Genomic DNA, 22,088 nt, shown 5'->3' on the forward strand with positions numbered 1-22,088 from the left:
ACAAGGCCGCTCCTACAGGGATTCGCGCCGGGATTCGCGCCAAATTTGGCGTCGGCATTGGCGAAGTACTGCGCATGATGCTCACCGCCCTGCCAAAGGCAGTGCCAGCAACTGCATGCGCTGGGCAATCGCCGCAGGCGGTGCATCCGGGCGGATCTTGCTCCAGCGCTTGCCGGCCACGTCGCCGGCAATCAGCTGTGTCGAATGCTGCTCGGGGCTGGGCAGGAACTGGCCGATGCGGCCGAGCACCAGGTCGACATTGGCCTTGTCACCCGTCAGGAACACCCAGTTGGGCCCATCCACGCCCTGCTTCTCGGCAAACGCCTTGAGCACCTCGGGGGTGTCGTTGAGCGGGTCGCTGCTGATCGACACGAAGGTCACCTGGCTGGCCAGCTGCGGCCCCATGGTCTCGCGCACTTCACGCAATTTGCGGGTAATCAGCGGGCAGGCGTCGGTGCAGTGGGTGAAGATCACGTTGAGCATCACCACCTTGTCCTTGAGCACATCACTGTAGAAGCGCAGCTCGCGGCCGTTCTGGTCCTTGAGCACAGTGTCGGTGAACCAGGTCTGAGCATCGCGGGTGCCGCCGCCACTGGTCATCGCCTGCGGGGCCGGCTGCGGTTCTGGTGCCTGCGGGGCATGGCCTTCATGGGCGAACGCCACCGAGGCGAGGATCCACAGGCAGCCACCCAGCACCAGCCAGTCAAAACCGCGCATGGCAACGCGGCGGTTGCTTACCTGGCTCATGGTTGCACCTCGTGATGGTCGGCAATGGCCGTGCTCTTGGCATGCACCCGGCGGGCGCCGAGGCGGTTGATTTCGTCGATCAGCACTGCCGGGTCGGTGAACCCGTAGTAGCGCGTCCAGTGCCCGGTGCGCCCGTCACCCACCAAGATCAGCGGCGGGTGCTGGCTGAGGTCGGCGCTGAAGCTGCCCAGGCCCTTGAGGGTTTCGCTGATGGCGTACGGCGTGCCGGTCAGCCAGCTCCAGCCCGGCCCCTTCTGGAAGGCCTTGGCGTAGTCCTGCAGGCGCTTGGCGTCGTCACGTTGCGGGTCGACGCTGATCGACACCAGATGAATGTCTTGCCCTACCCGGCCACCCAGTTGCTGCTGGACCTTGCCCATGATCGACGACACCACCGGGCACACCGTGGTGCAGCTGGTGTAGATGAAGCCCATGACCACCAGGTGGTCGCCCACCAAGTCTTTTTCCAGGCGTACCGGCATGCCGTCCTGGTTCAGCAGCGAGACATCGGCAAAGCGCACGCTGGCCTTTTCCTGGCGCACCGCCGGCGGCTGTTCGGCGTGGCCGTTGTGGTCGTGGCCACCATGGGCCTGGGCCAGGTTGCCGGCAAAAGCCAGGCTCAGGGCCAACAGTTTGCAAGCATGCTTGGCGTTCATCGCAGGTTCCTCACGTCATTCTCGGAAACGGTGGACGTTGCGGCCGGCAGGACGCGCAGGCTGGTGTAGTTTTCCTCGGCGAACCTGCGCCCCAGCGACGGCGACTGCACGTGCAGGTACCAGGCGCCGGCTTCGGGCAGGGTCAGGGCTGCCTGATAGATGCCCTCGCCCACCTCCTCCAGTTGCAGGTTTTGCGGCATGGACGAAGGCGCCAGGAAGTAGCGCAGGCTCAGGTCGCTCAGGCCCAGGCGCGGCTGGCCGTCGTCGCCGACGATGCGCACCCGCGCGGTAACGGCGCTGTGCTGCGACAACGGCCGGTCCAGGCCGATGAACTCGGCGTGGGCGCCCTTGCGCTTGCCGGCATTCGGCGCCGCAGTCACGTCGGTGCTGAAGCAGTGGATGATCTGCGGCTGGTTGAGCAGGAAGGCCACGTCGAACTTGCCGGCGGCGGGCATCTTCACCGTCGAGCCGTACACGCCCGGGGCCAGTTCGCGCAGGCTGCGGTCGACGACGATGGCGGCGCGGGCCTGGTGGCCACGGTTGTTGTAGCCGGACATCGGTGCGTTCATGCCTTCGGCGTAGAAGTAGGTGGTGTTGTCCACCGGGTTGACCACGAACACCGAATTGTCGTCACGCGACACCGACAGCCCCTGGGCTAGCGGCAGGTCACCGGCCTGGCGTGGCGCCGCCGGGCCGGCCTCGAAGCCCTGGATGATCGGCGAACGCCCTTCGCCCAGGCTGGCCAGGTTGATCATGCTCACCTTCGGCGAAGCCAGGCCGCGCACGTAGGCATAGCCCTTGGTGAAGGTCAGCTGGTACGGTTCGGCAGCCACCGGGATCTGGTGGATCAGCTTGTCGGTACTGGCGTCGATCACCAGGGCCTGGTTCTCCAGGGTGTTGAGCACGATGCCGTAGCGGCCATCGCTGCTGAAGCGCATCGGCCCCAGGCCCTGGGCAGCCTGGACCGTGTGGCGCAGCTGGTGGTTGCGGGCATCGAACACGCGCACGTTGCCCTCCTCGCCATCGACCACGTACACCGCCTGGGACAACGCCGAATAACTGACCGACAGCGGGTGCGGGCCAACCTTGATGGTCTTGGCCAGGCGCATTTCCGGGATGTCGATGACACTCAGGGTGCCGCTGTCGCGGTTGCTGACATAGGCGTAGCGCGAGTCGGCACTGAAGGCGATTTCGTGGTGGCCGCCGCCGGTGTTGAAGGTTTTCAGAGTGTTGCGCCCCGGTACATCGATCACCGTTACCCCGCCCTTGGCCGGGTCGCTGCTGTTGTTGCCTACCCACAGCCGGTGCTGGTCCGGCTGCAGGGCCACGCGCAGGGGCTGGTCGCCAGCGTTCAGGTCGGCCACGCGGGTGAAGGTTTCGGTGTCGATCACCGAGACCTTGCCGCGCTCCGGGATGGACACGAACACCAGCTTGTCGTCACCGGTGGCCACCCAGTCCATGGGCCGCCCAGGCAGGTCGATGCGGGCCATGGTGCTGGTCACGCCGCCCACCGAAACGGTCGGGTCGATCACCGTCAGGCTGGCGTCCTTGTTCATCATCAACAGGAAGTAGCTGTTCAGGTCGAGCAACGGCCGGGCGCCGATACTGCTTTTGAGGAACAGCGCGACACGGGCCTTGCAGCTCTGGTCGCGGTCGCCCTCCGGGGCCGACTGCGTCGGGTCGATCCACGCCCCCGGGGCCATGCCCGACAGCGGTTGGCCACTGGCCTGGTCGCTGACCTTGAAACGGATGTTGGCGAAGCTGCCCTCCTGCAGCTCGCCCCCCGCCAGCGGCCGGGCCTCGAACTCCACGGTCACGCCGTCGCGGCTGAGCCGGTGCGGGGCCTGCGGGTCGTCAGAGCCCTGCAAATACTCGCGCGGATCGCACCAGAGGCTTTCATAGGCCACGCCCAGGCCGATCAGCACAGCCCCCAGTGCTACCCCCATGTATGCAAGGCGGGTTTTCTTGTTCATGTTCGCGCCCCCATTTACCGTCACTGCGCCGGTGCCGTTGCCGGCGGCGCTTCATTGGTCACCCGCAAGATCCCCCACAGCCCCGAGAGGTTGCCGTAGGCGGCGTAGTCGCGGAACAGGTAGTCACCCGCCACCGCGTTGGCGCCGCCGGCACTGGGCAGCATGAAGCTGAAGTGCGCAGCCGGCAGCACGCTTTCCTGGGCACCGATGTACATGGCCATCGGGTTGTAGCCGAAGCGCACCGAGCCGATGCCAGGCAGGCTCAGCGGGTAGCCGTCCACGTCGTTCTTCTCGGCCTGGTAGTTGTGCAGCGGCCACAAGTGGCCATCCAGCTGGTAGACCATGCCGCGGCTGCCACCACTGGGCATCACGATATGGTTGCGCACTGGCTGGCCGGGCTTGGCGTACAGCACCGGGGTTTGCGGGTCGCCGCCGACCAGGGCGTTGGCGTAGGCCATGTGGGCGTTGGGCACATCGCCAAAGCCCAGGCCACCGGCGCGGCCGAAGGGTGAGTCGGGGGCCATGCCGAAGCGCAGCCACAGGGGTTCGGTCTTGTAGTTGACCGCCATGTTGCCGTTGTCCTGCGGGTCGCCGGCGGCGCCGTTGCCTTCGGTATTGATGCCCTCCACCGGGCGGCCGTCGGCCCAGCGCATGTTCAGCGCACGCTGCCAGACCGTGACGAAGTCGCGGTAATCCGGCTGGCCGGTGACCTTGACCGTGGCCTGGGCCCGTGTTGCGCCGTCCTCGGTCCAGGTGGCGGTCTGCGGCAGGATGCTCATGGCACCCACCAGGCCTTTCTGCGGCTGCTTGATGAAGTCCGACGGGGTCAGGTTGAGGCCGCCGAACTCGATGGCCGTGGTGTTGATGTTGTCCACCGTGCGGCCCAGTTGCGACACCGGCTTGCCTTCACGCTCCAGGTGGCCGGCATAGTACTGGTAGGTACGGGTCGGCCAGGCGCCACTGGTGCCGGCACGCGGGGCCACGGTCTGCACCGGGTTGAGGCCGACGTTGGCGCCGTCGGACTTGGTGATGTCGTAGGCCAGCAGCTGGGCATGCAGGCCCACGTGGCTGGACGGCCGCATCAAGTTGTTGGCAAAGGCGGTGGCACCCTCGCTGTCGAAGCGGTCACGCTTGACCACGTTGTGCATCACCGCAGTGCTGGGCAGGTCCGGCATCACCAGTGGCAGGCGGTTTTCCAGGGTGATGCTGATGCACTCGCCGGCGTTGGCGCGCAGCACCAGCGGCTCCACGGGCACACCCGCCTTCAGCTTGCCGGTGGTGGCGTCCAAGTCGGCCTTGCGCACGTACAGGATCGCGGTCGGGTCGTGCAGCGGCGCGCTGTGGCCACCGATGGTGAAGGGTTCCCCATCTTCGGGGTCTACCCCACTGACCAGCGGTATGGCGGTCTTGCGGCTGTTGAACACCAGGGTGCCGCCGTTGGCCTTGAGCGGTCCGCCGACATGCTGGCCGACACCGGCCGGGTCGTTGATGCTGACGCCGTTGCGGTTCTCGAGGATGTCGTTGGCCAGTGCCGCGACGATTTCGTAGCTGCGCTTGACCGTGGGGCGGCTGCCGATGCCGTTGGGGTTGGCCGTGGTTTTCGGGCAGATGCCATCGAAGTTCACGGTGTTGCGCATGGCCACCGGCTGCGGGTTGTTGGGCAGCGGGAACAGGTCGGCACGCTGCGCGGTGTAGTTGCGCATGATGCCCCAGATGCCGTTCCAGTAGCCCTCCAGTGCCGCATCCAGCGAATACAGGTAGTCACCGTTGGTGGCTGCCGAACTGGAGATCATCGACACCGGTGCCATGAAGCCCAGTTGTTCGGAAATACCGATCATCTGTGATGCCTTCCAGCCCGAGTTGGAGCTGTTGCCGTAGCCGGTGCCGTTCTGCAGCCACTTCACGCCATGCAAGGTGATGTTGTGCTCCTCTTCATGGCCACCGGCGTGCATGCGCAGGCGTACGTTGTCACCGGAGTAGGTGCGCAGCATCGGGGTGAACGGGTCGCCCGGTTCGCTGCCGGCCACGTTGATGTGCGGTGGGAACAGCGTGGTGCCGCCGGTGGGGCCGACCGCCGAGGTGATCGCCGAGGGCGCCAGGTTCAGTGCCGGGATGGCGCGGTCGGTACGGGTTTGCAAGGCGTAGCTCAGGTCGCCGGCCAGGCCGTCGGCCTGCATGCCACGCTTGCCGTCCGGGCCGACCTTGTTCGGGTCGTACACACGCAGGGCCAGGGGCTCGTTGCGGTAGTTGACGACGAACATGCCAGGGTCATCCACCGAGATCGCCTGCGGGCAGGGCCGGCTTGGGCAACCGGGGTTGATACCGCCGCGTTCCTCGACGATGGCCTCCAGCAGGTTCGACGCCTTGCCGCGCACCGGCGGGTTGATGGCGTAGCGGAAGCTGTCGGCGGTGGCCGGGTACGACTGGGCATTGGGGATGCCGTCCGGCCCGGCGCCGACGTACACACCGGCCTCATAGGCGTGCTGGAAGTCACTGTATTCCAGGAAGAACTCGCGGTAGCTGTCGTTCTTGCCGTCGCCATCGTGGTCACCGGTCTGGATCACCGCCTGCCACGAGGTCGGGCCACCGTCCTGGCGCGTGGCCGGGTTGTACAGCTTCTCGCCGGTTTCGGCGTGGTACCAGGTGGAGTTGGCCGGTTCGGCCAGCACGGTGGCATACAGCCCAAGCTGTTGGTGGGTCGATGGGCCGAGGTGGTCGTGGGTGAAGATGGTGCCCAGGCCACGGTCGACGTTGTACACGTTCACCAGCGGGTCGGCGAACCAGCGCTGCATGGCCGTGCGTGCGCCCAGCCAGTCGGCCCGGCCGAAGCGGCCGAAGTATGGGTGCTGCCGGGCTTGCGGGCAGGCGGCGGTGCCGTCGCGGCTATCGCCCTGGGTGCAGCCGTTGTAGGCACGAATGGCCTGCACCCGCTCGACCACGCTGCCGGGCGAGAGAATGCCGTCTTCGTAGTTCCAGCCGTTGGCCGAGCCGTCGGCGGCGGTCAGGTCCCACTTGGGCAGGTGGATGTGCTGGCCGATCACGTCGGTCGGGGTGCGCACCTGGTAGTCGTCCATCTCGTAGATGTTCGGGATCAGGTTGGTGTGCTGGTACATGGTGCAGTCGAAGGTGTTCATGCGCATCACCAGTGGCTCTGGCGGGCGCTGCTTGGTGATCACCGGCCAGGCGTCCTCCCACAGGGCGATGATGCGGGCCTGCGGGAAGTGGTAGCCGACCTTGTTGTACACCGCGTCGAACTGGATGTTGGCGCCCTTGTAGATGCGTGGGTGGTCGGCGGTGAAGGCCGAGCCGCCACGGAAGTTCACGCCCGACAGGCTCTCGCCACTGAAGTACTCGCCTACCCCGGAAGACTGGGTCAGGCGTTTGCCCCGGTCATCCATGCACGGCTCGTAGAACGGCGCGCCGGCAGTCGGCAAGGCACCGTTGGTGCGGAACGCCTTGGCCACCGGCTGGCTGCCGGGGATCAGGGCAAAGCTTGGGTGTTCGGCCTGGGCATGGAACTGCATGGCCGCCTGCTCGACGTCGGTGCCCTCTTCCGGCAGGTAGATGGGCTTGGCCTTGTGTACCACCTTGGTGAAATCGAGCTTGGTGGTGGTGGTTTCGGCCTCGCCGCCTGCAGATACGCCGTCCAGCGCGTGGCGCCCCAGGCCGCCATCCCAGCCATCGACCTGGTTCGGGTCAAGGTTGGCCCACAGCGCCTTGCCGCTTTCCTTGAGCTGGCGTGCCATGACCGGGTCGAGCATGTCCAGTGGCGGGGTTGGTGGGCGGTTGCCCACACTGCTTTCCATGCCGCCGATCCAGAACGGATAGCCAGGGTTTTTCAAGGTGCCGTCGGCGTTGCGGTTGGCGTCACTGCGGTCGACCAGCGCCAGCGAGCCGATGGCCTTGCGAACCGGCTCCTGGTTGGCTGGTTCTTCATCCTCTTCTTCTTCGGGCTCGTCGTCGTCATTGGCGGCAACCAGCTCTTCGGACAGCTTCGGTACCACCACCACCTTGCCTGGCATCGGCGCCATGGCCTTGCCGGGCAGCGGCACGATGGCCGGGATCGGCGTACCCGCAACGATCTCGCCATCGGGCAAGGCCCGCGCGCCAACCGCCGGCTTGCCGCTGCGCAGGGCGAACGGGGTGCTGTGGAAGCCGTTCTCGCCCTGGCCGCTCACTTCCAGGCGGGTGCCTTCCTCGAACACGTCGTGCACCCGCCACATGGCCCACATGCCCTGGGCGAAGTGCGGGTAGAAGTGACAATGGTAAATGGCATCGCCCGCCACCCGGTTGCGGTTGCCCGCACCGCCGTTGGCGATTTCGTAGGTGTAGCCGACCCCCGCGCCGATGCCCTGGGCATCGATGTAGTCGGAATTGTCGTCATTGGGGTTGAACAGCCACTGGTGGCCGTGCAGGTGGAAGATGTGCTGTTCATGGCCGTTGTGGGTGTTGCGGAACTTGGTGAAGTCACCGATGTAGCTGTGGTGCACGTTGGCCGGTTCCGCCGGGAACAGGGCCATGCTGGCCTTAACCCCGACGGCACTGGCCGGTGGCACCTCGCCAGGGCGAATGTGCTCCAGGCCGACGTTGGCCGGCACGTCCACCAGGGTACCGACGTCACCGACAGTGTGCGCACTGAGGAAGAACTCCTCATAGGCACACGACAGGCAGTCGTGCATCGGCCCCACGCCCAGGCGGTTGGCCACCACTTCCGCGCCCATGCCACCGGAACCGTAGTTGATCATGAACGAGTCGCGGGTGGGTTCCAGTACGTGGCCCATCACCGGGTCGGCCCAGTAGCCCGGGAACGCCTGGGTGCCGGCGACCTCGTCGGCGAACTGCGAGGCAAAGTCGCGGAACGCCTCCAGGCGGTTGGGCAGCGCCGGGTTGCGCTTGCCCAGGTTTTCCAGCGGGTAGGTGGATTTGGGGAAGCTGCCATCGGGGTTGGGGCCCATGACGATGGCATCGGTTTCGCTGTTGATGATTTCGTTGCCGTCGACCATGGCAATGATCGGTTTGCCGGCCTTGCCCTCGGCGATCCAGGGTTGCATTTGCGGGTAGCGGGCTTCGTAATCGATTACCGGCTGGCCGGTGGCGGTGCGGCCGGTGGTGGCCAGGCGCATTTCTTCTTCGGTGAGGGTATTGCGGTAGGTGCGGCCGAGCTTGGGCACTACCACTACCTGGCCGAACAGGCCGTTGGCAACGTTGCCCGCAGTGCCCTCGCCGCCGAAGGTGGCGGCTTTGCTGGTGGCGGCAAAAGCGCCTTCGCGTTCGGCGTACAAGGTATAGCTGCGGGTGCTGCCGGGGCTGACGAAGAAGTTGCCGTTACGCCCGGTGTAGGCCGAAATGTCGGCGATGCTGTTGACCGCCTGCATGCCGTTGACCTGGAAGCCGACCATGCGTTCGGCCACTTGTTCATCGGCGACGAAGCCTTCGGCGGCTTCATTTTCGAGCTCCGGCCCCTCCTCTTCGCCCTCAGGCTCTTCGGCCTCGATGCCGTCCTTGTTGGGGTTAGCCTTGTAGTCGAGCAGGTTGGTCAGGTTGACGGTAAGGCATTCACCGGCGGCCACCCGCAGCACGATGGGCCGCGGGCGCTTGTCCGGGCGCAGGGTGACCTTGCCCGGTACCGCCGCCCCGCCGCTGCTGAGGGGGACCATCTTGTCGTCCACCACATCCTCGCGCAGGGCGAACATCATGCCGTTGGCGTTTTGCGCGCCAAGGCGGTTGAACATCAGTGGCTGGTCCAGCGCCACAACGTTGGCGACCAGGGTGCGCTGGCACTGCACGGCGGCTTCGCTGGTCGACTCCCAGCCGAGCAAGGCCAGAACGAGTGATGACAGGATGGGGCCTTTGAGTGGCATGGACATGCTGCACCTCCGGGACACAGGATCTCTGCGTGGAGCTGGAGCAAGGTGCATGCCAGGAGCAGATTGCTTTAATTTTCAGTAGGTTGCAGCGGCAAACGAAACAGATTGGGGAGGATTCCCCAGCGGCTTTCCCCGAAACGGGGGGTGGGTTGCGGGTGCTCGTCACAAGATTTTCAGTGCCTGGGAGATCGAGCGCCGCGCGGGCGGCGCTCGATCTCACTGGCACCGACAATGTAGTGCCGGACACATGTTAGCCATGACTCCAACCTCTCGCCCTACACCCCACAGCCAACAAAGCCAACAAAGCCATCACCTGTAAGACATTTCTGAACATGAAACCAAATGCTTCAGAATGAACCCGCTTAGGAATTATCCTACGCGCGCTGCCGAACTATCGCTGTTGTCGGGGAAACACCTCACGGATAACGTTTCCGGGTCGCTCCGGTGACCGGGCATGAGAACCCGACAGATAAGCTAGCAGCACCTCTATGGTGGCCGTACGTGGGCGGGCTTTCGCCTGGCCGGGTCTTTGCTAGCTTCTTCTCGGCTTTCTCACACCCGCGTACGGCTGCCACCTTCAATCCATGAGAAAGATTCAGGTGGTAGTTCCATTCCTCTAAGTAGAAGCTGGAATTACATAATGAAAAAGCTTGTCCCCGACCCACCCGTCAAACTGACGTCCCGCCCCTTCTACACCATCAACCAGGACATGCCCTCGGTTGACGCTCTGATCCACTCCCTTCAGCTGATGTCTGGCATCGAAGATACGCTGGACGAATTCATCTGCGCCAACGCCGGCGAGCCCGGCATCAATATGTTGGTCAATGCGGTGCATCATGTTCAGATGACCAAGGCCCTGACAGAGTTGCTGTTCCACCGGCAGGCCGGGGATATCACCTGGCATTGAAGTAGAGTCGACTGGCCTCATCGCCCGGCAAGCCAGCTCCCACAGGTACAGCATTGCTCTCGAGGTTATCGCTGTACCTGTGGGAGCGGCCTTGTGTCGCGAAAGGGCTGCAAAGCAGCCCCAGCAACTTCAACTGTTGCGCATCAATCCTGGGGCCGCGTTGCGGCTATTTCGCGACACAAGGCCGCTCCCACACAGATCGCGCCACCTTTTGGAATTTGAGCAAGACAGTTGCTCCCAGGTACTGCGCATGGCTTGAAACCGATGCGGTCGGTGTAGGAGCGGCCTTGTGTCGCGATGGGGCGCGCAGCGGCCCCCAAGATCTTGGCTGCGGTGCGGATATCGCTGGGGCCGCCGCGTTGCGGCCCGATCGCGACACAAGGCCGCTCCTGCAAGGGGTCTGCGCAGTCCAGCAGATTGTTGTCAACCGACCAGGGCGCGTACGCAGAAGTACAGGATCGACGGGCCCATCAGGCAGCCCAGCCCGGTATGGAAGGTGGCTGTCAGCGCCCCGTACGGCACCAGGCGCCGGTCGGTCGCCGCCAGCCCGGCCGTCACCCCCGACACCGTCCCCGCCAACCCGCCGAACACCATCGCCGAACGTGGGTTGTCCAGCGCCAGCAGGCGCGCCGATACCGGGGTGAACACCATCACCAGGATCGCCTTGATCAGCCCGGTGGCAATCGACAGCGCCATCACGTCCGAGCTGGCCCCCAGCGCCGCCCCGGTCACCGGCCCGACGATATAGGTCACCGCACCCGCACCAATGGTGGTCATGCTCACCGCATCACGGTAACCGAAGGCGTAGGCCACCGCAGCGCCGACAATGAATGGCAGCACCGTGCCGAGCAGCAGCGCCACCGCGCCGATCATCCCGGCCCTGCGCGCCTCGGTAGCTTGCACCTCGAAGGCCGTGGCGACAATGGCGAAGTCGCGTAGCATGGCCCCGCCCATCAGGCCGATGCCGGAGAACAGCGCCATGTCGGCCAGGCCTTTCTGGCCACCGGTTATGGTGCCACCGACCCAGGCCAGCACCAGGCCGATGACGATGGCGATGGCCGAGCCGTGCACGCGGCCGAAGGTCAGGTACTTCGACAGCACCACCGACAACCACATGATCGCGCCCACCACCGCAAAGGCAGTGATCAAACCGTTATGTTCCAGGGCATTTTCAATGATCGGCCACATGATCAACGCCCTCCTGCAGGGGCGGCCTGCACATTGCTTTCGGGGCCGGCCTCCACTGCCGGCAGGGGTTCGCCGCGGTGGCTGCGGCTGATCAGGGCAATGGTCGCACCGCACACCAGTACCGCACCCACCGCCGCCAGCAACGCCACCGGCCCGCCGTGCAGGGCGGTGACCACGTTCTGTTGGGCAGCCATGGCCACCACCACCGGGATGTACATGGCGCCCCAGAAGCCCACGCCGAACTCGCATTCCTTGCTCATGCCGCCGTTGCGGTGCATGTACAGGCGTGCGCAGATCAGCAGGATCATGGCGATGCCGACCCCGCCCACATTGGATTTGACGCCCAGCAGCACGCCCAGGAAGTCGCCGACGATGACGCCGGCAAGCGTGCAGACCGCCAGCAGTGCCACACCATAGATGATCATTGTTGTTGTCCTCAGGTAGTGTCGAAGTTGCTTGTTGTTGTTCTTCGTAAACACACTTTTGTGCGGCTTTTGCCCCCATGGAACTGAACTCTGTGGGAGCGGCTTTAGCCGCGAACACCGGCGCAGCCGGTGCCATGCACCGCGTTGGATTCTTCGCGGCTAAAGCCGCTCCCACAGGGGTCACCATCCGCCGCAGTGTCGCTGTCATCGTTCGTCGGCCACCTCCTGGCGCAGCAGCGCATCCAGGGTGTCCCAGCGGGTGCCTTCAACAGCAACCACCCTGCCCTGTTCGAACACCGGCCGGGCCAGCCCGCCGAGCACGTTGCCGGGCGGCAATTCCAGGTGCAGGCGCACGCCACGCTCATAGGCGTTGCGCAACGTAGCACGCCAGTCGACCACCCGCGCCATGTTGCCGGCCAGGTCGTCGCGCAGACGCTGTGGGTCGAATATCGGCCGTGCGCTGCTGCCGCTGAGGTAGGTGATGCGCGGTCGCTGCAGCTCGACCGTGGCGAAGGCACTGGCCAGTTCGGCCGCCGGGCCATCCAGCAACGGGCAATGCGACGGCACGCTGACCGCCAGGCGCCGGGCCACGCCCTGGCCCAGGCGGCGTGCCCTGGCGGCAACCGCAGCCATCGCGCCATCGCTGCCGGCGATGACGATCTGGTTGTCGCTGTTGAGGTTGGCGACATACACCTCGCCGCCCGTATCGCTCAGCAAGCGTTCGACACAGGCCAGGTCCAGGCCGCTGAGTGCGGTCATGCCGTAGCCTTGCGGATAAGCGCGCTGCATCAGTTCGCCACGCAGGGCAACCAGGCGCACGGCATCGGCAAAGCCCAGGGCGCCCGCCGTGACCGCCGCCGGGTAGGCGCCAATCGACAAGCCTGCCACGTAATCCGGCGCGGGGCTGCGCTGCATCAGCCAGCGCGCCCAGGCCACGCCAGCCAGCAGCAGGCACAGCTGCACGGCACGGGTCGTCTGCAGGGCCTGCTGGCTGTCCAGCGCCAGGGCCTGCTGGCCGAGGGTGTCACTGGCCTCTTCCAGCAATTGCCCGGCGCCCTCAGGCAGGCGCTGCAGCATGCCCACCTGCTGGGCGCCCTGGCCGGGGAAGGCGAACAGGCTGCTCATGCGGCACGCTCCATCGCTGCCCATGGGTCGCTGACCAGGCGTGGGCCATGGGCCGACTTGAGCAGCACGCGGCGGGCGCAGCCGGCCCACTCACGCAGGGCGACGGCACCCGCCGGGGTTTCCAGCTGCAGGTCGATTCGACAAGGCGCGCAATCGAGGATATCCAGCAGCTCACGCGCCTGCGCCCTGGCCAGCGGTTGTGGCGTGCGCAGCAGCAAGTCCAGGTCGCTGTCGGCGTGTACCACCTCCATACCAGTGGCGATCTGGTACCCCACCCCACCTGTCGGCCCCCAGGCCAGGCCGCTGGCATCCAGTACCGGGGCGACCGAGGCCAGGGCCTGCAATGCAGGCCAAGGGCTCTCAGCTTGCCAGCGCAGCGCTTCGGGGCCTTGCTGACACCGGATATCGGCCAGCCGCATCAGTACACCCGACCGCTGCGCCCTACCCTGGCCACGCAGCCCCACCGCCACCCAGCCGTCCGCACAGGTGGCACGGCGCACCACCACCGGCTGGCCGCTCAGCAGCACATCCTGCGCCCAACGCGGCGCATCAGCAGGCAGGCCCGATAGGGGCATGCCCCAGAGCAGGTCGTGCGGCCTTGGCGCGTTCATCTCAAGCGCCCTGCCACTGGCGGCGCAGCTGTTCGCGCACCTGGCGCGAGGCGCTGCGGTTTTCGCCCGCCAGCCGCGACGACAGGTCGCTCGAGCTGCCGATGTCGCGCACCGCATCAGCCAGGCAGGCACGTACCTGGGCGATGTCGGCACTGCTCGGCGTCTCGGCGTTGTCCACCGTCAGGCGGCGCCACAGCAGGCCCAGGGAGGCGTAGCTGGCCAGGTCGTAGGCCATCGGCGGCACCTCGGCGGCCAGGGCTTCCAGTTGCTCGACGCTGCGCAGGGTGATGCGCGCTGCCGCCGCCTTGCCCATGGCGTGCACCATGACCCCGGCATCATCCAGGGCGATCAGGCGCTGGGCCTGGTAACCGTGGGCCAGGAAGGCACCGGACATGGCCTTGCCGACCAGCAGGCCTATCACCGGGTGCCCGGCCAACCGCGCCTGGGCATAGGCCTGCACCGCAGCGGCCAAAGCCTGGTGAATTCCCAACGCCTCCTCACGGCGGCCATAGGCCTGGCTGGGCACGTCGATCACCGCGACGATGGCGCGCTTCTGACCGTGGCGGTCAGCCTCGACCGCTTCGCTCACGGCCTTGGCCAGGCCCCAGCCTTCCAGCAGGCCGACTTCGCCCGAGCGCGCCCGGGGGAACGGGTTGTCGGTGTCCGGCACCACGGCGATGAAACGCGCCAGGCGGTTGTCCAGTTCGCCATCGATTACCCGCAACGACGCGGGGTAGCCGGGCAAGGCTTGCCCACCGGCCAGGCCCGGCAGCCAGTTCAAGGCACGGTTCATTTGGCTTCTCCTTGGTAAAGGTCACGCACGGCAGCGGCATCCAGTTGCGTGCAGTCATCGCCCAGCCGGGCCAGGCGTTCGAGGAACCAGGCGTGTTGACCGGCGCGATCCCTTGAAGGCTCGTCGAGCAATTGCAGCAAGCGTTCGCGCAACGCCTCGATGTCATCGGCCACACAGGCATCGACCAGGCCGCTGGCGTGGCGCTGCTCGCCGCCAGTCAAGCTCCAGATGAAGGGGCGGTCCTTGGCGTCGTATTCACCGATGCCCGCTTCCTGCTCGATTACCTGCGGGCCGTTGAGGCCCAGGCGGGCTTCGCGGGTGACCAGCAAGTGGCTGCACAGGCCGGCGGCGATGGACATGCCGCCGAAACAGCCGACCGAACCTGCGACCAGGCCGACCACCGGCTGCCAGGCGCGCAGCTCGACAATCGCCGCCTGTATTTCGGCAATCGCCGCCAGGCCCAGGTTGGCTTCCTGCAGGCGTACACCGCCGGTTTCCAGCAGCAGCACGGCGCAGGTAGGGATGCCGTTGCGGTTGTCTTCGATGGCCAGTTCCAGCGCACCGGCGATCTTGGCCCCCCCCACTTCGCCCATGCTGCCGCCCTGGAAGCCGCCTTCGATGGCGGCAACCACAGCGTTGCGCCCGTTCAGCAGGCCCTTGGCGATGACCACGCCATCATCGGCCTGGGGCACGATGCCCTGGCGCGGCAGCCACGGTGACATCAGCCGGTCGAACGGCCCCAGCAGTTCACGGAAGCTGCCCGGGTCGAGCACGGCGCGGGCGCGCTGGCGGGCGCCCAGTTCGACAAAGCTGCGGCTGTGCAGCAAGCGCGCGATATCAGTCATGGGCGATCTCCTCGAAGCCTTGCTCCAGGCGCAGGCGCACCACGCCTGGGGTGGCGCCGAAATCATGGATGTCGATGTTCACGGCCGGCCAGGTGCGGCCCTCGAACAGGCGCTGGAACAGCTGCGCCCAGCGGGCAGCGCTGCCGTTGACCGAAGTCACCACCTGGATTTGCAGGCTACCGGCGGTGCCGGGTTCGATCAGCACTTCAAGGTCGCCGGAGCTGACGCAGCCCACCAGCGTGCGGCCACGCCCAGGGGCGGCGGCGGGGAATTGAAAGGTCAGGGTTTCCATGTCACAGGCTCCCGGCTTTGTCGAGGAACAGGCAGGCGGCCAGCAGGTCGGCGGCGCCGCCCGGTGAGGCATTCAGGTGCAGCAGGTGCTGGTCCAGCCGGCGCAGCTGTCGGCGCCCGGCCAGCGTGGCGCTGCCGCCTTCGCTCAGCACGCTACGGGCGCCTTGCTGGACGGCAGCCAGCCCGGTCGGGCCGCTGCGCCAGAGCACGCAGGTATCGTTGAGCACGGCCATGATCGCCAGCAGCGCGTCGAGCCGGGCGTGAGGTTCGCTGGCACCTGCGGCGCGGCTGCGCTGCAGTTGTGGCAGGCCGTGACCGATAACCGCCGGGAAACCTTGTTGCGCCTGTTCGCGGGCGCCGCCAGTGCCATAGCGGCGGCGTACCTGCAGGCCATGGCTGTCCTGGGTGGTCATGGCGGGGTCGTCGAACAGTGCGATGCGCCCGGCACGGGCAGCCAGGGTGTTGGTATCGGCCTGGGTGTCGAGGGCCTTGGATGCAACCAGCAGGCCGAGGGCCCAGATTGCGCCGCGGTGGGTGTTGACCCCACCGGTCGCGGCCAGCATCGCCGCCTCGCCTTCGCGGCCGAGCTGGCCCAGGGTGGCGCGCAGGGGCTGGCCGAGGGTGCCGATGGCCTGGGCGGCTTCGGCCATGTTGCGCAGGCATGGCCACAGGGCCAGGGCCGAGGCATGCATCAGGGCCAGGGTCATGTCGTGGTGGGCGCCATTGCCACGGCGGTCGACCAGGCCGGGTTTGGGGGACAGGTCGGCTTCGTCGATCAGGGCTTCCACGGCCAGGTCGGCCAGGTGATCGGCCAGGGGTAATTCGGTTGCTTGTGCTGGCCTCTTCGCGGGTGAACCCGCTCCCACAAGGATCGCGCAACTTCCAGATGCATCACTATTCCTGTGCTCGCGAAGAATCCCACGCGGTTGCAAGTCGAGTGCTTTCATCACCAGCTCCTGAACCGTGCAGGCGGGTTGTAGAGGCCGCCGGACCATTCGACCAGGTCGGCGATGCTGCGCGCGGCCAGCAGTTCGCGGCTGGCATCAGTGCGGCGGATGCCGAGGTCTTCGGGCAAGGCGACCAGGCCCTGCTGGCGCAGGCGCTGCGTGTCCTTGGGGTCGTGCCGCAGGCCGATGGCGGTAACCCCGGCCACGGCGGCGATCATCTGCTGGCGCTCTTCCAGGCTGCGGGCCTTGTACAGGTAGGCAATGCCCTCCTCGGTCAGCAGGTGGGTGACGTCGTCGCCGTAGATCATCACCGGCGCCAGCGGCATGCCGGCTTTCCTGGCCACTTCCACGGCATCGAGGGTTTCCACGAAGGTGGGCTTGCCGCCTTCCTGGTAGGTCTCGACCATCTGCACCACCAGCTTGCGACCGCGTTCGAGCATGGTTTCCGGCACGGTCATGTCGAGCCAGGCCGGGGTCGCATGGCGCCGGCCACGGGGGTCGTGGCCCATGTTCGGGGCACCTCCGAAGCCGGCCAGGCGGCCGCGGGTCACGGTCGAGGAATGGCCATCGCCATCCACCTGCAGGGTGGCGCCAATGAACAGGTCGACAGCGTACTGCCCGGCCAGCTGGCACATCATGCGGTTGGAACGCAGCGAACCATCACGGCCGGTGAAGAACACGTCCGGGCGCTGGGCGATGTAGTCTTCCATGCCCAGTTCGGTGCCGAAGCAGTGCACGCTTTCCACCCAGCCGGTCTCGATGGCCGGGATCAGTGTCGGGTGCGGGTTGAGTGTCCAGTTGCGGCAGATCTTGCCCTTCAGGCCCAGGGATTCGCCATAGGTGGGCAGGATCAGCTCGATCGCCGCGGTGTTGAAGCCAATGCCATGGTTCAGCGACTGCACCTGGTGCTTTTCGTAGATGCCGCGAATGGCCATCATCGCCATCAGCACATGCACCGGCTTGATGTGGCGCGGGTCGCGGGTGAACAGCGGCTCTATATAGAAAGGCTGGTCGGCAACCACCACGAAATCGACCCAGGATGCCGGAATATCGACCCGTGGCAGGTCATCCACGCGGTCCACCAGCTGGTTGACCTGGGCAATGACGATGCCGTCGCTGAACGCAGCCGGCTCCACCAAGGCCGGGGTGTCTTCGGTGCTGGGGCCGGTGAACAGGTTGCCGTTGCGATCGGCCATGAAGCCAGCCACCAGGGTGACGTTGGGGATCAGGTCGACCAGCAGCCGCGAGTACAGCTCGATATAGGTGTGGATGGCACCGACTTCGAGCAGGCCGTCTTCCAGCAGCTGGCCAATGCGCAGGCTCTGCGGGCCGGCGAAGGAGAAGTCGAGCTTGCGGGCGATGCCATGTTCGAACAGGTCCAGGTGCTCGGCGCGGCTCACGCTGGGCATGATCATGTGCAGGTCGTGCAGGCGCCCAGGGTCGACCTTGGCCAGCGCACGCGAGAGGAAGTCGGCCTGCTTCTGGTTGTTGCCTTCGAGCACTACCCGGTCGCCGGGAGCCAGCAGCAGTTCCAGGGCTTCGACGATACGCTCGGTGGGCAGCACCACGCCGTCGGCGAGGTGTCGGACCCGGTCAAGGCGGCGCTGCTTTTCGGCGCGCCGCCGCGACCATTGCGGCGGTGGATTCTTGGTTGTTGTCATGGTGACTCCACGGGTTCGCTGTCGTGGGCGTCACCTTAGGGCTGGGGTGGTTGGGGGATCAATCAAGCTACTGGCGCTTTCGTTACTGTCAGGTTAATGATTCAGTGACGCTTTGCTTTTTGTAGGAGCAGCCTTGTGCTGCGAAGAGGCCCTGACGGCCATAGAATGTCCTTAGCCATGCCGGCGCTTTCGCAGCACAAGGCTGCTCCTACAGGGAGCGCGCTACCTTCGGGCAGGGCAAAAATGCACGATGCCCTTGCACAATTGTCGATTGTGCAAGGCAAATTCGCATGACAGGATCCTGCGATCCTCCAGCGAACTCCAGACTTCACTTGGAAAATCAATAACAAAGCAGGGAGAACGCAATGACTGCGCACGCTCATACCTCGGCAACCGACCATGTGCTGGCCGAGGTCCGCAACCAGATCGGCCATCTGACCCTGAACCGCCCCGCCGGCCTCAATGCCCTGACCCTGGACATGGTCCGCAGCCTGCGCCAGCACCTCGACCAGTGGGCCGAAGACCCGCACGTGCACGCCGTGGTACTGCGTGGCGAAGGCCCGAAAGGGTTCTGCGCCGGTGGCGATATCCGCTCGCTGCACGACAGTTTCAAGGCCGGCGAAACGCTGCATGAAACCTTCTTCGTCGAGGAATACGCCCTCGACCTGGCCATCCACCGCTACCGCAAGCCGGTGCTGGTGCTGATGGACGGCTTCACCCTCGGTGGCGGCATGGGCCTGGCCCAGGGCTGCGACCTGCGCGTGGTCACCGAACGCAGCCGCCTGGGCATGCCCGAAGTGGCAATCGGCTACTTCCCGGATGTGGGTGGCAGCTACTTCCTGTCGCGCATCCCTGGCGAGCTGGGCACCTACCTGGGGGTCAGCGGCGGCCAGATCCAGGCAGCCGATGCACTGTACTGCGGCCTGGCCGACTGGTACCTGGCCAGCGACCAGCTGGCAGCCCTCGACCAGGGCCTGGACCAGCTGCACTTCGGCGACCAGCCACTCAAGGACCTGCAGAACCTGCTGGCCAAGCTCGGCACCCAGGTGCTCGACGATGCGCCGCTGGAAAAACTGCGCCCGGTCATCGACCACTTCTTCGCCCTGCCCGACGTGCCCGCCATCGTCGAGCAACTGCGTGCGGTGAGCATTGGCGACAGCCACGCCTGGGCGGTAGCCACCGCCGACCAGCTGGAAAGCCGCTCGCCGCTGGCCATGGCGGTTACTCTGGAGATGCTGCGCCGGGGTCGCCACCTGAGCCTTGACGACTGCTTTGCAATGGAGCTGCACCTGGACCGCCAGTGGTTCCAGCACGGCGACATCATCGAAGGCGTGCGCGCGCTGATCATCGACAAGGACAAGCAGCCACGCTGGAACCCGCCGACCCTGGCCGCACTGCACCGCCAGCGGGTCGACCAATTCTTCGAAGGCCTGTGAGCCCGGGAGTACACAGATGCAAGACCTGGAACTGAGCGAAGAACAGATCATGATCCGCGACATGGCCCGGGACTTTGCCCGTGGCGAGATCGCCCCGCATGCCCAGGCCTGGGAAAAGGCCGGCTGGATCGACGATGGCGTGGTGCGCAAGATGGGCGAACTGGGCCTGCTGGGCATGGTGGTGCCGGAAGACTTTGGCGGCAGCTACACCGACTACGTCGCCTACGCCCTGGCGGTGGAAGAGATTGCCGCCGGCTGCGGTGCCACCGGAGCGATGATGAGCATCCACAACTCGGTGGGCTGCGGCCCGCTGCTGGCCTACGGCACGGCCGAACAGCAACAGCAGTGGCTGCCACGCCTGGCCACCGGCGAGGTGATCGGCTGCTTCTGCCTGACCGAGCCACAGGCCGGTTCCGAGGCGCACAACCTGCGCACCCGCGCCGAACTGGTGGATGGCCAGTGGGTGATCAACGGTGCCAAGCAGTTTGTCAGCAACGCCCGCCGCGCCGGGTTGGCCATCGTCTTCGCGGTAACCGACCCGGAGCTGGGCAAAAAGGGCCTGTCGGCATTCCTGGTGCCCACCGACAACCCGGGCTTCAAGGTCGATCGCAGCGAGCACAAGATGGGCATCCGCGCTTCCGACACCTGCGCGGTCACCTTCGACAACTGCCGCATCCCTGCCGCCAACATCCTCGGTGAGCGTGGCAAGGGCCTGGCCATCGCCCTGTCCAACCTCGAGGGCGGCCGTATCGGCATTGCTGCCCAGGCACTGGGCATTGCCCGCGCCGCGTTCGAGGCGGCGCTGGCCTACTCGCGTGATCGGGTGCAGTTCGGCAAGCCGATCAACGAACATCAGAGCATCGCCAACCTGCTGGCCGACATGCAGGTGCAGGTGAATGCCGCGCGCTTGCTGATCCTGCATGCCGCGCGCCTGCGCAGTGCCGGCAAGCCGTGCCTGTCGGAGGCCTCGCAGGCCAAGCTGTTCGCCTCGGAGATGGCCGAGCGGGTGTGCTCGATGGCGATCCAGGTGCATGGCGGGTATGGCTACCTGGAGGATTACCCGGTGGAGCGCTACTACCGCGATGCGCGGATCACGCAGATCTATGAAGGGTCTAGCGAGATCCAGCGGATGCTGATTGCGCGGGAGTTGAAGCACTATCCGCTGTAATCGGCCTTGTGTAGCGATAGGGCCGCATAGCGGCCCCAGCAAATTGTGCATCGAAGCTGACATCCTGGGGCCGCGTTGCGGCCCTTTCGCGACACAAGGCCGCTCCTACAGGGACCGCGCATCTGTTACAAACCCAACCGCAACGCCTCCCCCACCCCCGCCCCGCGCACATCGTCCGCCGCGCTGACCAGGGCAAAGTTGTAGGCCCCATGCGACCAATACCGCGCCTCCAGCTGGCCATCCACCCGCTGCCCGTCCGGCATGCGCCGATACTGATCACCTGGTGAGCGCAGGAACAGGCTGATGCGCTGGCCCTTGCCATCCTCGAACACCAGCAGCGCCGCCGGCCCCTGCTCATTGCTCAGCAGGCGCGCGCCCACCGGCTTGAAGCCGTAGCCCGCCAAGTCCGGCAACTGGCCCACGCGGCTGAAGTGGCGCCCCAGCCAGTCACGCAACTGGCCCGGGTCGCTGGCCTGGATATCCAGCGCCTGGCTACCGGCAAACAAACGGTGTGCCTGGACGGCATCGGCCATCGGCAGGTCGGCACGCGCCAAGGTCGCGTCGCGCACCTGCCAACCGCCCAGGCCACCCACGCCCAATGCCAGCAGCAACACCGCCGCCGTGGCCCAGCGGCGCTGGCGGCGTTGGCGCAATTGCCGGCGCAACTGCCCCAGGTCCAGCTGCGCCGCCCCAGGCACTTCGCCAAACCCGGCCAGTGCCGTACGCAGGCGGCGGGCGTCGGCACGCCAACCCTCGACCTTGGCCGCGGCCTGCGGGTTGGCCGCCAGCCAGGCCTGCACTTCGGCCCGGCGCACAGGCTCCAGGCGCTCGTCGACATAAGCGTGCAGTTCGTCTTCGCTGGGGATCAGGCGCGTCATTTCAGTCTCCGCAAGGCCGGGGGCTGGGGGCTGCCCTCGGTCAGTTCGCGCAAGGCATTGCGGGCGCGCGACAGGCGCGACATCACAGTGCCGATAGGGATACCCAGGGCCTGGGCGGCCTCCTTGTAGCTCAAACCCTCGATGCTGACCAGCAGCAACAGCGCACGCTGTTCTGCCGTGAGCCGGGCGAAAGCCTGCAGGTCGGCCTGGGCCAGGACAATGGCCTCGAGGTTGCCGCCAACCGGCTCGTCGTCGCGCTCAGCGCGGCCGAACCAGGACAGCCAGCGCGCATGCAGGCGCTCGCGGCGCTTACCGTCGAGGAACAGCCGATAAAGGATGGTGAACAGCCAGGCCCGCAGGGCATCGGCGTCGCGTTGCTGGTCGCGCCGGCTCAAGGCCCGCTCGACCGTGGCCTGCACCAGGTCGTCGGCGCTGCCCGGCTCGCGGGTCAGCCACACGGCAAAGCGGCGCAGGCGGGCCAGCAGCTCGCGCCACTGGTGGTCGTCCAGATCATGCATGGCAAAGTCCTGGCCTCTGGGGCTGTCAGTGTAAGAGGCAGACGCCTGTGAGGAA

The 22,088-nt window shown here is 66.3% G+C and carries 18 protein-coding genes; 3 read left to right on the plus strand and 15 right to left on the minus strand.

The genetic code is table 11. From position 1 onward, the window contains the following. Positions 1 to 81: 81 nt before the first annotated feature. The 4 genes from ACGLHT_RS07795 to mnxG are packed head-to-tail and all read right to left on the minus strand — an operon-like array spanning position 82 to position 9,240. Positions 82 to 747, minus strand: coding sequence for an SCO family protein (locus tag ACGLHT_RS07795; RefSeq protein ID WP_085665553.1), 666 nt, complete (start codon positions 745 to 747; stop codon positions 82 to 84). Then, complete coding sequence (locus ACGLHT_RS07800; RefSeq protein WP_137164147.1) at positions 744 to 1,400, minus strand: SCO family protein; 657 nt, start codon at positions 1,398 to 1,400, stop codon at positions 744 to 746. The genes ACGLHT_RS07795 and ACGLHT_RS07800 overlap by 4 nt, the downstream gene beginning before the upstream one ends. Further along, positions 1,397 to 3,373 (minus strand): cytochrome D1 domain-containing protein, encoded by a 1,977-nt coding sequence (locus ACGLHT_RS07805; RefSeq protein WP_137164148.1) that lies wholly within the window; start codon positions 3,371 to 3,373, stop codon positions 1,397 to 1,399. Before ACGLHT_RS07805 ends, ACGLHT_RS07800 begins: the two co-directional genes overlap by 4 nt. Positions 3,374 to 3,393: 20 nt before the next feature. Next, entirely contained in the window at positions 3,394 to 9,240 is a 5,847-nt protein-coding gene (gene mnxG, locus ACGLHT_RS07810) for a manganese-oxidizing multicopper oxidase MnxG (RefSeq protein WP_274119918.1), read from the minus strand. 640 nt (positions 9,241 to 9,880) lie between these two features. On the opposite strand from mnxG, the gene ACGLHT_RS07815 reads away from it, so the two are divergent. Beyond that, positions 9,881 to 10,147 carry a hypothetical protein gene (locus ACGLHT_RS07815; protein WP_023662334.1) on the plus strand — a complete coding sequence of 89 codons (267 nt, stop codon included), beginning with the start codon at positions 9,881 to 9,883 and terminating at the stop codon, positions 10,145 to 10,147. A 423-nt stretch (positions 10,148 to 10,570) separates the two neighbouring features. Here the strand turns inward: ACGLHT_RS07815 and madM are convergent, their stop codons facing one another. From madM to mdcA, 9 genes are all read right to left on the minus strand, one after another. Then, complete coding sequence (madM, locus tag ACGLHT_RS07820; RefSeq protein WP_274119919.1) at positions 10,571 to 11,335, minus strand: malonate transporter subunit MadM; 765 nt, start codon at positions 11,333 to 11,335, stop codon at positions 10,571 to 10,573. 2 nt (positions 11,336 to 11,337) lie between these two features. After that, positions 11,338 to 11,760: a malonate transporter subunit MadL gene (madL, locus tag ACGLHT_RS07825; protein WP_003258591.1), complete on the minus strand. Its 423-nt coding sequence runs from the start codon at positions 11,758 to 11,760 to the stop codon at positions 11,338 to 11,340. Between the two features lie 204 nt (positions 11,761 to 11,964). After that, the gene (gene mdcH / locus ACGLHT_RS07830; RefSeq protein ID WP_013972873.1) at positions 11,965 to 12,885 is read right to left on the minus strand and encodes a malonate decarboxylase subunit epsilon; all 921 of its coding nucleotides are present in this window, start codon (positions 12,883 to 12,885) and stop codon (positions 11,965 to 11,967) included. After that, complete coding sequence (locus ACGLHT_RS07835) at positions 12,882 to 13,496, minus strand: malonate decarboxylase holo-ACP synthase (RefSeq protein ID WP_038409729.1); 615 nt, start codon at positions 13,494 to 13,496, stop codon at positions 12,882 to 12,884. Before ACGLHT_RS07835 ends, mdcH begins: the two co-directional genes overlap by 4 nt. Before the next feature lies 1 nt (position 13,497). Then, positions 13,498 to 14,289, minus strand: coding sequence for a biotin-independent malonate decarboxylase subunit gamma (gene mdcE / locus ACGLHT_RS07840; RefSeq protein WP_024087232.1), 792 nt, complete (start codon positions 14,287 to 14,289; stop codon positions 13,498 to 13,500). Continuing rightward, complete coding sequence (locus tag ACGLHT_RS07845) at positions 14,286 to 15,134, minus strand: biotin-independent malonate decarboxylase subunit beta (protein WP_208209133.1); 849 nt, start codon at positions 15,132 to 15,134, stop codon at positions 14,286 to 14,288. The genes mdcE and ACGLHT_RS07845 overlap by 4 nt, the downstream gene beginning before the upstream one ends. Continuing rightward, positions 15,127 to 15,426, minus strand: a complete 300-nt coding sequence (locus ACGLHT_RS07850; protein WP_024087234.1) for a malonate decarboxylase subunit delta — start codon at positions 15,424 to 15,426, stop codon at positions 15,127 to 15,129. Before ACGLHT_RS07850 ends, ACGLHT_RS07845 begins: the two co-directional genes overlap by 8 nt. A gap of 1 nt (position 15,427) precedes the next feature. Then, positions 15,428 to 16,372, minus strand: a complete 945-nt coding sequence (locus ACGLHT_RS07855) for a triphosphoribosyl-dephospho-CoA synthase (RefSeq protein ID WP_208209132.1) — start codon at positions 16,370 to 16,372, stop codon at positions 15,428 to 15,430. After that, positions 16,372 to 18,033, minus strand: a complete 1,662-nt coding sequence (gene mdcA, locus ACGLHT_RS07860) for a malonate decarboxylase subunit alpha (protein ID WP_274119920.1) — start codon at positions 18,031 to 18,033, stop codon at positions 16,372 to 16,374. Before mdcA ends, ACGLHT_RS07855 begins: the two co-directional genes overlap by 1 nt. Before the next feature lie 365 nt (positions 18,034 to 18,398). Between mdcA and ACGLHT_RS07865 the strand changes: the two genes are divergently transcribed. Both ACGLHT_RS07865 and ACGLHT_RS07870 read left to right on the plus strand, forming a co-directional pair. Then, complete coding sequence (locus ACGLHT_RS07865) at positions 18,399 to 19,469, plus strand: enoyl-CoA hydratase/isomerase family protein (protein ID WP_274119921.1); 1,071 nt, start codon at positions 18,399 to 18,401, stop codon at positions 19,467 to 19,469. Between the two features lie 16 nt (positions 19,470 to 19,485). Next, entirely contained in the window at positions 19,486 to 20,637 is a 1,152-nt protein-coding gene (locus ACGLHT_RS07870; protein WP_003258582.1) for an acyl-CoA dehydrogenase family protein, read from the plus strand. Between the two features lie 125 nt (positions 20,638 to 20,762). On the opposite strand, the gene ACGLHT_RS07875 is transcribed toward ACGLHT_RS07870, so the two are convergent. Both ACGLHT_RS07875 and ACGLHT_RS07880 read right to left on the minus strand, forming a co-directional pair. Continuing rightward, a complete protein-coding gene (locus ACGLHT_RS07875) occupies positions 20,763 to 21,515 on the minus strand; it encodes an anti-sigma factor (RefSeq protein ID WP_025339389.1) in 753 nt (250 codons plus the stop codon). Continuing rightward, positions 21,512 to 22,033 (minus strand): sigma-70 family RNA polymerase sigma factor, encoded by a 522-nt coding sequence (locus ACGLHT_RS07880; RefSeq protein ID WP_075045376.1) that lies wholly within the window; start codon positions 22,031 to 22,033, stop codon positions 21,512 to 21,514. The genes ACGLHT_RS07875 and ACGLHT_RS07880 overlap by 4 nt, the downstream gene beginning before the upstream one ends. Between the last annotated feature and the right edge of the window lie 55 nt (positions 22,034 to 22,088).

It is taken from the genome of Pseudomonas sp. PsB (assembly GCF_043658375.1).
Classification (GTDB): Bacteria; Pseudomonadota; Gammaproteobacteria; order Pseudomonadales; family Pseudomonadaceae; genus Aquipseudomonas; species Aquipseudomonas putida_Z.

Bases quoted from the DNA above. Each gene is read 5' to 3' on its own strand.
- ACGLHT_RS07800 (WP_137164147.1), bottom strand. From the start codon at position 1,400: ATGAACGCCAAGCATGCTTGCAAACTGTTGGCCCTGAGCCTGGCTTTT.
- ACGLHT_RS07865 (WP_274119921.1), top strand. From the start codon at position 18,399: ATGACTGCGCACGCTCATACCTCGGCAACCGACCATGTGCTGGCCGAG.
- ACGLHT_RS07815 (WP_023662334.1), top strand. From the start codon at position 9,881: ATGAAAAAGCTTGTCCCCGACCCACCCGTCAAACTGACGTCCCGCCCC.
- ACGLHT_RS07850 (WP_024087234.1), bottom strand. From the start codon at position 15,426: ATGGAAACCCTGACCTTTCAATTCCCCGCCGCCGCCCCTGGGCGTGGC.
- ACGLHT_RS07835 (WP_038409729.1), bottom strand. From the start codon at position 13,496: ATGAACGCGCCAAGGCCGCACGACCTGCTCTGGGGCATGCCCCTATCG.
- madL (WP_003258591.1), bottom strand. From the start codon at position 11,760: ATGATCATCTATGGTGTGGCACTGCTGGCGGTCTGCACGCTTGCCGGC.
- ACGLHT_RS07870 (WP_003258582.1), top strand. From the start codon at position 19,486: ATGCAAGACCTGGAACTGAGCGAAGAACAGATCATGATCCGCGACATG.
- ACGLHT_RS07855 (WP_208209132.1), bottom strand. From the start codon at position 16,372: ATGAAAGCACTCGACTTGCAACCGCGTGGGATTCTTCGCGAGCACAGG.
- ACGLHT_RS07795 (WP_085665553.1), bottom strand. From the start codon at position 747: ATGAGCCAGGTAAGCAACCGCCGCGTTGCCATGCGCGGTTTTGACTGG.
- ACGLHT_RS07875 (WP_025339389.1), bottom strand. From the start codon at position 21,515: ATGACGCGCCTGATCCCCAGCGAAGACGAACTGCACGCTTATGTCGAC.
- ACGLHT_RS07805 (WP_137164148.1), bottom strand. From the start codon at position 3,373: ATGAACAAGAAAACCCGCCTTGCATACATGGGGGTAGCACTGGGGGCT.
- mnxG (WP_274119918.1), bottom strand. From the start codon at position 9,240: ATGTCCATGCCACTCAAAGGCCCCATCCTGTCATCACTCGTTCTGGCC.
- mdcE (WP_024087232.1), bottom strand. From the start codon at position 14,289: ATGAACCGTGCCTTGAACTGGCTGCCGGGCCTGGCCGGTGGGCAAGCC.
- mdcH (WP_013972873.1), bottom strand. From the start codon at position 12,885: ATGAGCAGCCTGTTCGCCTTCCCCGGCCAGGGCGCCCAGCAGGTGGGC.
- mdcA (WP_274119920.1), bottom strand. From the start codon at position 18,033: ATGACAACAACCAAGAATCCACCGCCGCAATGGTCGCGGCGGCGCGCC.
- ACGLHT_RS07880 (WP_075045376.1), bottom strand. From the start codon at position 22,033: ATGCATGATCTGGACGACCACCAGTGGCGCGAGCTGCTGGCCCGCCTG.
- madM (WP_274119919.1), bottom strand. From the start codon at position 11,335: ATGTGGCCGATCATTGAAAATGCCCTGGAACATAACGGTTTGATCACT.
- ACGLHT_RS07845 (WP_208209133.1), bottom strand. From the start codon at position 15,134: ATGACTGATATCGCGCGCTTGCTGCACAGCCGCAGCTTTGTCGAACTG.